The following is an 11891-nucleotide window of genomic DNA, read 5'->3' as shown; positions in this document are numbered from 1 at the left end:
CCCATCTGCATCTGGGTGACCATCCCCCTCACCCCACACCCCTGCTCAGCAGCCTCAAGATGGCCATTGCCGTTTTGGTGGTGGCCTGCCCCTGTGCTTTGGGATTGGCTACGCCGATGGCCATCCTGGTGGGTACTGGCTTGGGAGCCGAGCGGGGCTTGCTCATCCGAGGGGGAGATGTTCTGGAGAAAGCCCATCGCTTGCAAACGGTGGTCTTCGACAAAACCGGCACCCTCACCCAAGGGGATCCCCACCTGACGGACTGTCTCAGCCTTGACCCCTCCCTGGATCCCAATCGCCTACTCCAACTGGCGGCCACAGTGGAAAGCGGCACTCGCCATCCGCTGGCGCAAGCCATTTTGCAAGCCGCCCGCACCCAGGGTTTGCCGTTGCTCTCCGCCGGCGAGTTTCAAACCCAACCGGGGATAGGAGTCGCCGCCCAAGTGGAAGGGCAGGAAGTGGTGTTGGGATCCCTGGATGGGCTGGCTGCTTTGGGGATCCCAATTTCCCCAGAGGCGCAGGCCCAGGCCGAGGCGCTACTGGCAGCCGGCAAAACGGTGGTGGGCGTGGCTGTAGAGGGATCCCTGGTGGGGCTGCTGGCAGCACAGGATCCCTTGCGGCCCGATGCGCAGGCAACGCTGCAACAGCTCCGGAAAATGGGCCTGCAGGTGGTTTTGCTAACCGGCGATCGGGCGGAGGTGGCCCACCAGGTGGCTGAGGCTCTGCAAGTGCCCGGGATCCGCGTTATCGCCGAGGTTCACCCGGCAGACAAAGCTCAAGTCATCCGCGACCTGCAGACCCAAGGCCAGAGAGTTGCCATGGTGGGAGATGGCATTAACGACGCTCCGGCTTTGGCCCAAGCCGATGTGGGCATCGCCCTGCACTCAGCCACTGATGCGGCCTTAGAAACCGCCGATATCATCCTCATGCGCAACCGCCTCTGGGATGTGGTGGAAGCTATCCGCCTCAGCCGCGCCACCTTCCGCAAGATCCAGCAGAACCTCCTCTGGGCCTTTGGCTACAACCTGGTAGGGATCCCGGTGGCAGCAGGCGTGCTCCTACCCCCCTTTGGCATTGGGCTTAGCCCGGCAATCGCTGGGGGTCTCATGGCCTTGAGTTCCCTCAGTGTAATCCTCAATTCACTCCTTTTGAGGCGAACTTTTGTACCCCGTAGATCTTCGAGTAGCCGCAGCTAAAAAAGTGTTAAAAATTACGAATGACTAAGTATCGATCGTTAAGTCTTCCGAGGTTTTACCGAGCTTCTGACACAATTTCCGCTGCGTCCAAGCCAAAAATTCGGCAACTTCGATTACATTTGATTAAAAAGATTAATCCGCTTTAACTTTTGAGGATTTGGTTGTAAGATTAGGCCGAAACCAAGCTGTAAGCGCATCTTCTGGTTTCTTGCTTAGCAAAGCAAAAACCGTGAAAATACTGAGAAAGCGCATCTTGCAGCGGTGAAGGGAGCAAAAGTATGGCGATGCTTGGAGATCTTCAGGAATTTTCCTTATGCGACCTGTTGCATTTAATGGAAAAGGGTAAGAAAGCAGGGCAATTATCCATCTGGGCACCCAATGGCATTCAGCGGATTTGGTTTTACCAAGGTCGGGTGGTCGCCGCCCTCACCCCTGAAGAAAAGCATCGTTTGGAAAGCCTGCTGACGCGCTTTGGCTTGGTGGACGAGCAGGTGGTCAGCCAGTTGGTCGCTAGGGGCTTGGAGGAGCCTCTGGGGCGTTGCCTGCAGCGGCAAGGGTTGATCTCGCCCGTAGATTTGGCCAAGCTCTTTCGCCATCAACTGCAAACCGGCCTCTACAGCCTCTTTGCCCTCGAATCCGGCCAGTTCAGCTTCCTGCCCAACGTGCCCATGCCCTACCGAGAAATGACCGGCCTCAGCAAAAGCGCCACCGCTGCCGTCCTGGAAGCCCTGCAGCAGCTCAAGCTGGAGCAGCGCCCCGAAAAAGACCTGCCCGAACCCGATAGTTGCTTTTGGCGTACCAGCACCGAACTGCCTCTGTTCAAACTTTCTGCGCTGGAGTGGGGGATCCTGGAGCAGGTGTCGCCTTCTCGCAAGCTGACGGCTTTGGCTCAAGCACTGGGGGCAGACCTGCTGGAGGTGCGCTATGCCTGTGCCCGTCTGGCCAAGCTGGGGTTGATCAGTCCCTGTGAGGGGCCAACGGTTCTGGCTCGGTCTGGTCACTGGGAGCTGTCCAAGTCGATTGCTGAGGAGGTGAATCCCGAGCCGGTGAGGGAGAGGCTGGGGGCAAGGGTGCCTGGTCTCCAGGATGAGGGCGGCCCCGTCAAGCCTTCTCTGGTCAGTCGATTAGCCACCCTCCTCAAGGGCATGCGCGAAAAGTGAGGCAAACCGACAGAGGGAGAACAATCCTCTGGCTTTGTAAAGAAGTTGGGAGATCCTGCTAACTTTTATCTAACTTCTGTTCAAAGAGAAAGCAAAAATAGGGGTTTTACTTTACAAAGCAACATGATCTAGGCCAAGGCCGAAACAAAGCGAACCAGAAGCCTTCTGTGAGAGGATTGAGAGTACCGCCTGATCGTATTCTGATTGTACTCCATGATAGATTTTCCCGGACGGTCAGTGTAATTGCTAGCGGGCAGAGTATCGAGCTACAAAAAACACGGTCGTAGATACACGGTTGTTGACCGAGAGTCCACGTACAAGAATAGGGATGTCTAAAAAATCACTGAAGCATTGATTTTTCGCCCATTCCATCGAAGTGGAGGTTCAAAAAATTCTTATGGCCATAGTTGGAGACCTCCAAGAATTTTCCTTGCCCGATCTGTTGCAGCTGATCGAGAGAGGCAGCAAAACAGGACAGCTCTGTATCTGGGCGCCCAGAGGTATCTACAGGATCTGGTTTTACCAAGGTCGGGTCATTGCTGCCCTACCACCTCAGGAAGAACACCGCCTGGAGAGCTTGCTGGCCCATTCCGGCTTGGTGAGCGAGCGGGTGGTCGAAAAGCTGGCTTCCTTTTGCGGCTCGGAAGAGCCTCTGGGGCGTTGCTTGCAGCGGCAAGGGTTGATTACCCCAGCAGCCCTGGCCAAGCTCTTTCGCCATCAACTGCAAACCGGCCTCTACAGCCTCTTTGCCCTCGAATCCGGCCAGTTCAGCTTCCTGCCCAACGTGCCCATGCCCTACCGAGAAATGACCGGCCTCAGCAAAAGCGCCACCGCTGCCGTCCTGGAAGCCCTGCAGCAGCTCAAGCTGGAGCAGCGCCCCGAAAAAGACCTGCCCGAACCCGATAGTTGCTTTTGGCGTACCAGCACCGAACTGCCTCTGTTCAAACTTTCTGCGCTGGAGTGGGGGATCCTGGAGCAGGTGTCGCCTTCTCGCAAGCTGACGGCTTTGGCTCAAGCACTGGGGGCAGACCTGCTGGAGGTGCGCTATGCCTGTGCCCGTCTGGCCAAGCTGGGGTTGATCAGTCCCTGTGAGGGGCCAACGGTTCTGGCTCGGTCTGGTCACTGGGAGCTGTCCAAGTCGATTGCTGAGGAGGTGAATCCCGAGCCGGTGAGGGAGAGGCTGGGGGCAAGGGTGCCTGGTCTCCAGGATGAGGGCGGCCCCGTCAAGCCTTCTCTGGTCAGTCGATTAGCCACCCTCCTCAAGGGCATGCGCGAAAAATAAAAGCATAGGGATATTTGCAGTCATGTTTTCGGTTTTCGGGTAGAAACATTAGAAATAGGGAATCAGCAGGGAGATGTAGGATGGCTAATCTGTCCTCTTTGCAGGCGATCCTCCAGAGCTATGTTGCCAACACACCGGAAGTCCAGGGAGCAGCAGTGGTCACCCCCGACGGGCTACCTTTAGCTTCCACACTGCCTGTGGGTATGGATGAAGAGAGAACCTCTGCTATGTCGGCTGCCATGCTTTCTTTGGGCGAACGGATTGGGAGAGAGCTAGGGCGCGGAGCCATAGAGAGAGTTTTTGTACAGGGGGAAAAAGGATACGGGGTTTTAACCAGTTGTGGCCCCGATGCCGTCTTGCTGACAATTGCCAGCCATGAAGTCAAGCAAGGCTTGCTCTTTTTGGAAATTAAGCGAGTCGCGGCAAGCATTGCAGAGGCAATGAAGTAAGAAAATCAAATGTGGAGGCTAAGTCTTTAGATCCTATCCTGACGTTGAGGGAACTATGGCCATTAAACCTTCGGAGCTGCTCCAAGTCCTGATCTCGCGCACGCAATTCACAGATGATGACAAGAAAATTTTGCAGCAAAGCGCCGACTGGGGCAGCAGCATTGCTGCAGAAATGTCGGATACGTTTTACAACTACCTGGATCGCGATGCTGAGATGGCAGCTGTCATTGCCAAGCATAACCGGCAGCGGCTGGGCCAAACTTTTGCTGACTGGTTCAAGGAAATGTTCACGGGCATGGACAATTGGGGCCCCCAGTATGCGGATCGCCGCTGGAAAATCGGCATAGTTCATGTGCGCGTTGGGATCGGCCCTCAACATGTTGTGCCTGCTATGGCCACAGTTGTGCAGGAGGTCAGTCGGCGGTTGGTGAAAGAAGGCAAGCCTGAGCAGTTGCGCACCAGCTTGAGCAAGGTCTGTATGATTGACCTCTCTTTTATTGAGCAAGCTTACCTTGAGGTGGCCTATAACGCCGTGCAACAGGAAACAGGCATGAGCGAGGCTTTATTCAAACGGTTAATTGCCAATGGTGCCAACAGTTTAATTTGAGTTGTTTGAGTTAGAGTGGGCTCTTGCTTACTCTACTTGCTTAATTTCTCTACCTTCTTGGGCTGAGGTGCTTGAGTTTCTGGGATCCCTCTGGAGCAGAGCTGGCGTTGGTATCTTTTTTAGATTATCTTAGAAGCAACCTGGAGATAGCTTTACCTCCCGTGCGGCACATCGGTGCACTCCCCCGAGTTTTATTCAGCTTTGTCGCTAGAGCTTAGTCTGAGGCCAGTTTATGGGAAATATCTTGCGAATTGTTGTAACAGGGCCGGTGGGAGCTGGAAAGTCTACCTTTATTCGCACGATTAGCGAGATTGAGGTAGTAGACACCGATTGCAAAGCAACGGACGAGGTGGCAGAGCTGAAGAAAACCACGACGGTAAGCATGGACTTCGGCCGCTTGAGAATTGGAGAGGAGGAAGAAGAGATGTGGCTGCATCTCTACGGCACTCCCGGCCAGTCTCGCTTTAACTTTATGTGGGATATTTTAATTAAGCGCGCCCACGGCTATGTTCTTCTGGTGCCTGCGCACTTGCCGGGCCAATTTCGCAATGCCCAAGCTATTCAATCTTTTATGAAAGCCAGGACAAGTGCCCCCTGCGTGATTGGGATCACCCACGTCGATCAACCCAATGCCTGGGATCCAGAAGACATTTTGTTAATTTTGGGGAATCAAGATGGCGCGATTCCCCACACCACTTTGAATGCTCAAGAGCCATCTTCTGTTGCCAACACGTTGCTTCTGTTGGTTGAGCAAATGATGCCCCAGGTGGTTGTTTGAACAGATTTTCAGGTATCCGCCGGTCTAGAACTTCAGCAACATTGGCCCTAGCCAAGACAGGCGTATCTTTTGCGTGACAGGGATCCCTCCCGTGAAGCCGAAAAACGGGAGATTGGATTCGGTGGAGATTTGCCGCATAATGAAATGTCCTGAGTGATCTTTCTTGCCAGCCATTGAACCAAGAGGATCCCCGCTGTGTTGCTTCTCGATTGCTCTCCCCTGACCCTTTCCCCAGAGGAAGCGCGGGAGAAACTGCTATATCTCCTGGCCCAACTGGCTTACCGAGAAGGCTCCTTTACCCTCACTTCTGGACAGAAGAGCCCCTACTACATCAACTGCAAACCGGTTACCCTTCACCCCCAAGGAGCTTATTGGGTGGGATCCCTGCTACACCGGCTGTTGCCTCCCGAAACCGAAGCAGTGGCTGGGATGACGCTGGGAGCGGATCCCTTGGTGACGGCGGTGAGTTTGGCCTCTCTGCATGCTGAACCCGCCAACCTACCCGCCTTGATCGTGCGCAAAGAGCCCAAGGGGCACGGCACGCAAGCCTGGATCGAGGGGCCGGAGTTGCCGGCAGGCAGTCGGGTGTGGATCCTGGAAGATGTGGTGACCACCGGCAGTTCTGCTTTGAAGGCTGTCGAACGGGTGCGGGCAGCCGGCTACCGGGCGGAAGGGATCCTGGCTTTGGTGGATCGGCTGGAAGGGGCAGAAGATCGCTGCCGCGAAGCAGGGATCGCCTTTCGTCGCCTATTCACCCTTCCAGAAGTGCAGGCTTGCCATCGGGCCTTGACCTCAGGAAAATCAAAGGACTAGCCTGCCCCCTTGGTGAGCATCAAAGCTTTGGAGAGCGGACATGCTGCCCCCTGCCTACTCAGCTCTGCCCAGCCGAAATCTGCCGAGCCTACCGCATCGGGCGCGGGTGGCTGTGTACGTGGTGATGAACATCGAGCACTTCACCTTTGGCAAGCTGGGCACGGCCATTCAACCCCATCTCACCAGCTCCCCTGAGATCGCCAACTATGGCTGGCGGGACTACGGCAATCGGGTGGGCATTTGGCGCTTGTTTGAGCTGTTTGCCGAGCTGGGGATCCCGGTGACGGCGGCCTTGAATGCGGAAATGGTGGATCTTTACCCCCCCATCATCGAAGGGATCCGCCAATACGGCTGGTCGGTGTTGGCCCACGGCTGGAACAACTCTACCGGCCACAGCGGCCTGGCCCGCGAAGCCGAACAAGAGCTCATCGAGCGCAGCTTGTCCCTTTTGGAGAAGGTTTCCGGATCCCGACCCTGGGGCTGGCTGACGCCGGGGTTTTCCGTTAGCGAGAACACCTTTGACCTGCTCAAGGCTGCCGGGATCCGCTACACCACCGACTGGGTAAACGACGACCAACCCTACTGGCTGCAGACTGCCGCCGGCCCCCTCTTGGGGATCCCCTACACTCTAGAGGCCAACGACATCAGCCTTTGTCTGAGCGCCCGCCTGCCGGCAGAAGCCTTTGCCCAAGCCCTCATCGACCAGTTTGATCAACTCTGGCAGGATGGGGAACGCTCCCCCCGCATCATGGCCATCGGCCTGCACCCCTTTATTGTCGGGCAGCCTCTGCGGATGGGATCCCTGAAAAAAGCCTTGCAGCACATCCAATCTCGCCCTCAGACTTGGCTCACCACCGGCGATGGCCTCTACGACTGGTATGCCCAAGCCTGCCCTGCCCCCGAGGTGGCCTGACGGGATCCCCTGGCCAGAGGGAAAAGCGCGTCTTGGCCTTGGATCCTGCTCATTTTTTAACTTTGTTCTAATTTTGTCTTGTCTGGAGCTGTCCACCGTGGCTCTGGAAGTGACAGCATAGGCGGTGAAACCACCTAGGGCAAAAGGGCTTGGCCATGCGCATGGGCAGACTCAGCGGGATCCTCTTGCACCCCACCTCGCTACCGGGGCCATTTGGCATCGGCGATCTGGGGCCATCGGCTTATCGCTTTGTGGACTTTCTGGTGGAGAGCGGCCAACGCCTCTGGCAGGTTCTTCCTCTTGGGCCGACCGGCTGGGGCAACTCCCCCTACATGAGCTTTTCCTCCATTGCCGGCAACCCGCTGCTCATCAGCCCGGAGCTGTTGGTAAAAGCCGGCTGGCTAGAGCCCGACAGTTGGCAGGATCTGCCCCAATGGCCAACGATCCAAGCCGGGTCTGCCGAGCGGGTGGACTACGAAACCGTGATCCCCTTCAAGCTGGGCCTGCTGCACCGCGCCTGGGCAACCTTCAAAGAAAAAGCTTCCGGCCCCGATTGGGAAGCTTTCCAAGCCTATTGCGCTGCCGAGGCCGACTGGCTGCCGGACTATGCCCTGTTCATGGCCCTCAAGGATGTGTACGGCGAGCAAGAGTGGAACCAATGGGATCCGGCCTTGGTGCGACGGGATCCGCCGGCTTTGCAAGAGGCTCGCGATCGCTATGCCGATGCCATTACCGAGCAGATGTTTTGGCAGTATCTGTTTGCCCAGCAGTGGGGATCCCTAAGGGAGTATGCCCATCGGCATCAAGTGCGGCTCATTGGGGATGTGCCCATCTACGTTGCCCCCAACAGTGCCGACGTGTGGGCCAACCGGGAGCTGTTTCACCTGGATGAACAGGGACGGCCTTTACAAGTAGCCGGTGTGCCGCCGGACTATTTCAGCCCCACCGGGCAGCGCTGGGGTAACCCCCTCTACAACTGGGAGGTGCTCAAGGCTCGCGGCTACGACTGGTGGATCCGGCGCATCCAGGCCATCCTCAAGCAGGTGGACTGTGTGCGCATCGACCACTTTCGCGGCTTCGAGAGCTACTGGGCCATTCCGGGCGATGCGGAAACGGCTGTGGAAGGGGAGTGGCAAAAAGGGCCGGGGGCAGATTTCTTTCAGACCCTGGCCGACAAGTTGGGGGAAATCCCGGTGATTGCCGAAGATCTGGGAGACATTACGCCGGAGGTGTTGCAACTGCGGGATCAATTTGGCTTGCCCGGCATGAAGGTGTTGCTCTTTGCCTTCGGCTCTGGGCCCGATAACCCCTATTTGCCCCATGCCTATGAGCGCAACTTTGTCGTTTACACCGGCACCCACGACAACAACACGGTGGTGGGTTGGTTTAATGACCCGGATCGCTCGGAGTGGGAAAAACAAAACCTGCTGCGCTATTTGGGCTGCCAGGGATCCGAGGGCATCCATTGGGATCTCATTCGCCTAGCCCTTGCTTCCGTAGCCGACCTGGCCATCATTCCCCTGCAGGATGTGATGGGGCTGGGGGCAGAGGCGCGCATGAACTTCCCCGGCACCACCGAGAACAACTGGGCCTGGCGCTACCGCGAAGAGATGCTGCGGCAGAACATGATCCAGCGCCTGGCCGAGATGAGCGTCACCTACGGGCGCATCTCTCCTCAAGAGTTGGAACAACGGCGAGCAGCCCTAGCCCAAGAACGGGCGGCAGGATCTTCTCAAGCTGCCCCCGGCCTCGTCTAATGCTGGATCCCGCCCATCAGCAGCCCGATCCGCTCTTCGGTGGCCTCTTCAGGCGTGAGTTCTCCCACCAGGTGGCCCTCATGGATCACCAAAATGCGATCCGACAAGCTGATCACCTCATTCAAATCCGCCGACACCAGCAGCACCCCCATGCCCTGATCCCGCGCCTGCAGGATGCGCCGATGAATGGCCTCGATGGCCCCCACATCCACCCCCCGCGTCGGTTGGGCAGCCACCAGCACCTTGGATCCACAGGAAAGCTCCCGCCCCACAACGATCTTCTGGGCATTGCCGCCAGAATAGCGGCGGGCCGTCAACACGGCCGTCGGCTGGCTTTTCTTTAGAAAGGGACATTCAGGCCCTTTCTTGAGCTCCCCGGCATCTGGGATCCTCAAGTTCTGAAAACTCCACTGCCCTCCATTGCCGCAACCGGCTAGTTGAGCGCCTGCACCTGATCCAGGAAGTCTGCCACCGTCAGGGATCCCAGCTCCTGTCCATGGCGCTGGCGCACGCTCACCGTTCCTGCCGCCTGTTCCTGTTCCCCCACGATCAGCATGAAGGGGATCCGGGCCTTCTCGGCATTGCGGATTTTCTTCGGCAAACGATCGCTGTCGGCATCGATGTGGACGCGGATCCCCTGCTCTCGCAGCTGATCCCGCACCTGGGTGGCGTAGCCCAGATACTGATCGGAAACGGGCAAAATGCGCACCTGTTCCGGGGCCAGCCAGAAGGGAAAATCCCCAGCGTATTCTTCGATGAGAATCCCAATCAGCCGCTCCAGCGAGCCAAAGGGAGCGCGGTGGATCATCACCGGACGCTGCCGGGATCCATCCTCAGCTACGTATTGCAGATCAAAGCGCTGTGGGTTTTGGTAATCCACCTGCACCGTGCCCAGTTGCCACTCCCGATCCAGGGCGTCGCGGAAAATAAAATCCAGCTTCGGCCCATAGAAGGCTGCTTCGCCGATCCCTTCAAAATGGGGCATCGAGAGCTTCTCTACAGCGCGACGGATGGCATTCTCGGCCCTGTCCCAGTCCTCAGGGGATCCCAGATATTTGTCAGACTTGGGATCGCGGAAGCTGAGGCGGGCGCGAAAATCTTTGAGTTTAAGCTTGTCGAAGACCACCAAAATGAGATCGACAACCTTAAGAAACTCCTCCTCCAATTGATCGGGCCGGACAAACAGGTGGGCATCGTCCACCGTAAAGCCACGCACTCGCGTCAGACCTCCCAATTCCCCCGATTGCTCATAGCGATAGACGGTGCCGAATTCGGCATATCGTAGGGGCAAATCGCGGTAGGATCGCAGCTCGGATTTGTAGATTTGGATGTGAAAAGGACAGTTCATCGGCTTCATGACAAAGCCCTGTTCGGCTGCGCGATCCTGCTCATTCTCCGCCATCATGGGGAACATATCTTCCCGGTACTTTTGCCAGTGGCCGGAGATCTTGAACAAGTCCACACGGGCAATATGAGGGGTAACCACCGGCAGGTAGCCCCGCTTGAGCTGCTCCTGCTTGAGAAAATCCTCCAGCACCCAGCGTAGGGTAGTTCCTTTCGGAGTCCAAAGGGGCAAGCCCGGACCCACTTCATCGGAAAACAGGAAGAGGCCCAGTTCTTTGCCCAGCTTGCGGTGATCCCGCCGTTTGGCCTCCTCCAGCCGCCGCTTGTATTCCTTCAGCTCCTCTGGAGTTTCCCAGGCGGTGCCGTAGATGCGTTGGAGCTGCGGCTTGGTTTCATCCCCCCGCCAATAGGCGCCGGCCACGCTGAGCAGATCGAAAGCTTTGGGGTTGAGCTCTTGGGTGTTTTCCACGTGGGGACCGGCACAGAGATCCCACCATTCATTCCCCAAGTGGTAAATGCTGATGACCTCCCCTTCGGGAATGCTGTCTAAGATCTCCAGCTTGTAGGGTTCTCCGAGGGCTTCGATGCGGCGCCTGGCCTCTTCACGGCTCACCTCCTCGCGGATCACCGGCAGGCCCTTTTTGATGATTGCCTGCATCTCTTTTTTGATGCGATCCAGATCTTCCGGCGTGAAGGGCTCGGGATGGTCAAAATCGTAGTAGAAGCCGTAGTCGGTTGTGGGGCCGATGGTCACCTGGGCCTTGGGAAACAGCTTTTGCACCGCCATAGCCAGGACATGGGAAGTGGTGTGGCGGATGCGCTCCAGTTTGGGAGACTCGTGAGTGCGCAGCAGTTTGAGGGTGCTGTTGGCCTTCTGAGGTGATTCGGCTGGCTGAGACATCGGAACCTGCTTCGACAACAAAGAAAGAACAGTGAAGAAATGGATATCCGTGTCCCTATCTTAGGCTGGGGCGAGAACGGCAGGGATCCCCAGCTAATCAATTCCCCTGTTTGCCGAGTCAATCGCAAACCTGACAACTGGGCCCGGAACAAGGGGGGAAAGTACACAGTATCCTAAAGGGGTTGACCCCCACACCCGAGCCATGATCTCTTCGCGCACCGACTTCACGGAATGCCCTGTCGCCTCTGCTTCCCCAGTTTCCGAAACCGGCCCGGCTTCTCGTCCTGAATCTTGGGCTGCCCCCGTTCTGGCGGCCATCGATGTGGGCAGCAACTCTCTCCACATGGTGGTGGTGCGCATCAATCCCCGTATCCCCAGCTTCACCATCATCTCCCGCGAAAAAGCCACCGTGCGGCTGGGGGAATACTGCAACCAGACGGGTGCCCTGACCCCTGCAGCCATGGAGCGGGCCCGAGTGGCCCTGGAACGATTTTGCCGCATTGCTGAGAGCTTTCAGGTGCAGGATATTGTTGCCGTGGCTACCAGTGCTGTGCGCGAGGCCCCCAATGGGCCGGAGTTTTTGAAGCGGATTGAACGGGAGCTGGGCCTGCGGGTGGAGTTGATCTCGGGGCAGGAAGAGGCCCGCCGCATCTACCTGGGGGTGCTCTCGGCGATGGAGTTCCACAACCGG

Annotated in this window: 12 protein-coding genes; 10 read left to right on the top strand and 2 right to left on the bottom strand. The window is 57.4% G+C overall.

The features are described from left to right. From NW820_RS04135 to malQ, 9 genes are all read left to right on the top strand, one after another. The coding region (locus NW820_RS04135; protein ID WP_414406761.1) for a heavy metal translocating P-type ATPase at window positions 1-1196 on the top strand (1196 nt) is incomplete at its 5' end. Between the two features lie 278 nt (window positions 1197-1474). Then, a complete protein-coding gene (locus tag NW820_RS04130) occupies window positions 1475-2356 on the top strand; it encodes a DUF4388 domain-containing protein (RefSeq protein WP_414406760.1) in 882 nt (293 codons plus the stop codon). A 397-nt stretch (window positions 2357-2753) separates the two neighbouring features. Further along, window positions 2754-3638 (top strand): DUF4388 domain-containing protein, encoded by an 885-nt coding sequence (locus tag NW820_RS04125; RefSeq protein WP_414406759.1) that lies wholly within the window; start codon window positions 2754-2756, stop codon window positions 3636-3638. Window positions 3639-3718: 80 nt separating this feature from the next. Continuing rightward, a complete protein-coding gene (locus tag NW820_RS04120; RefSeq protein ID WP_011433098.1) occupies window positions 3719-4087 on the top strand; it encodes a roadblock/LC7 domain-containing protein in 369 nt (122 codons plus the stop codon). Between the two features lie 55 nt (window positions 4088-4142). Then, complete coding sequence (locus NW820_RS04115; RefSeq protein ID WP_414374482.1) at window positions 4143-4694, top strand: protoglobin domain-containing protein; 552 nt, start codon at window positions 4143-4145, stop codon at window positions 4692-4694. Between the two features lie 232 nt (window positions 4695-4926). Further along, complete coding sequence (locus NW820_RS04110) at window positions 4927-5472, top strand: GTP-binding protein (RefSeq protein ID WP_414356695.1); 546 nt, start codon at window positions 4927-4929, stop codon at window positions 5470-5472. 195 nt (window positions 5473-5667) lie between these two features. Beyond that, on the top strand, window positions 5668-6285 hold the full coding sequence (gene pyrE, locus NW820_RS04105) for an orotate phosphoribosyltransferase (RefSeq protein WP_414331955.1): 618 nt from the start codon (window positions 5668-5670) through the stop codon (window positions 6283-6285). 40 nt (window positions 6286-6325) lie between these two features. Next, the gene (locus tag NW820_RS04100; RefSeq protein ID WP_414406758.1) at window positions 6326-7198 is read left to right on the top strand and encodes a polysaccharide deacetylase family protein; all 873 of its coding nucleotides are present in this window, start codon (window positions 6326-6328) and stop codon (window positions 7196-7198) included. 155 nt (window positions 7199-7353) lie between these two features. Then, window positions 7354-8955, top strand: a complete 1602-nt coding sequence (gene malQ / locus NW820_RS04095; RefSeq protein WP_414406757.1) for a 4-alpha-glucanotransferase — start codon at window positions 7354-7356, stop codon at window positions 8953-8955. Here the strand turns inward: malQ and NW820_RS04090 are convergent. Together NW820_RS04090 and thrS are read right to left on the bottom strand one after the other, a co-directional pair. After that, a complete protein-coding gene (locus tag NW820_RS04090) occupies window positions 8952-9275 on the bottom strand; it encodes a sugar ABC transporter ATP-binding protein (protein ID WP_414406756.1) in 324 nt (107 codons plus the stop codon). The two genes, malQ and NW820_RS04090, sit on opposite strands and share 4 nt — an antisense overlap. Before the next feature lie 113 nt (window positions 9276-9388). Next, entirely contained in the window at window positions 9389-11200 is a 1812-nt protein-coding gene (gene thrS, locus NW820_RS04085; protein WP_414406755.1) for a threonine--tRNA ligase, read from the bottom strand. 202 nt (window positions 11201-11402) lie between these two features. On the opposite strand from thrS, the gene NW820_RS04080 reads away from it, so the two are divergent. Beyond that, window positions 11403-11891 (top strand): Ppx/GppA phosphatase family protein (locus NW820_RS04080; RefSeq protein WP_414406754.1); only part of this gene is annotated, 489 nt, incomplete at its 3' end.

It is taken from the genome of Synechococcus sp. R55.7 (assembly GCF_047461955.1).
Classification (GTDB): domain Bacteria; phylum Cyanobacteriota; class Cyanobacteriia; order Thermostichales; family Thermostichaceae; genus Thermostichus.
Note: the sequence above shows the minus strand (reverse complement) of the source record. Positions and strands in the feature narration are given on the sequence as shown.

Excerpts from the sequence above, each read along its gene's own strand:
- NW820_RS04130 (WP_414406760.1), top strand. The coding sequence starts at position 1,475 with ATGGCGATGCTTGGAGATCTTCAGGAATTTTCCTTATGCGACCTGTTG.
- NW820_RS04125 (WP_414406759.1), top strand. The coding sequence starts at position 2,754 with ATGGCCATAGTTGGAGACCTCCAAGAATTTTCCTTGCCCGATCTGTTG.
- NW820_RS04120 (WP_011433098.1), top strand. The coding sequence starts at position 3,719 with ATGGCTAATCTGTCCTCTTTGCAGGCGATCCTCCAGAGCTATGTTGCC.
- NW820_RS04115 (WP_414374482.1), top strand. The coding sequence starts at position 4,143 with ATGGCCATTAAACCTTCGGAGCTGCTCCAAGTCCTGATCTCGCGCACG.
- NW820_RS04110 (WP_414356695.1), top strand. The coding sequence starts at position 4,927 with ATGGGAAATATCTTGCGAATTGTTGTAACAGGGCCGGTGGGAGCTGGA.
- NW820_RS04100 (WP_414406758.1), top strand. The coding sequence starts at position 6,326 with ATGCTGCCCCCTGCCTACTCAGCTCTGCCCAGCCGAAATCTGCCGAGC.
- malQ (WP_414406757.1), top strand. The coding sequence starts at position 7,354 with ATGCGCATGGGCAGACTCAGCGGGATCCTCTTGCACCCCACCTCGCTA.
- thrS (WP_414406755.1), bottom strand. The coding sequence starts at position 11,200 with ATGTCTCAGCCAGCCGAATCACCTCAGAAGGCCAACAGCACCCTCAAA.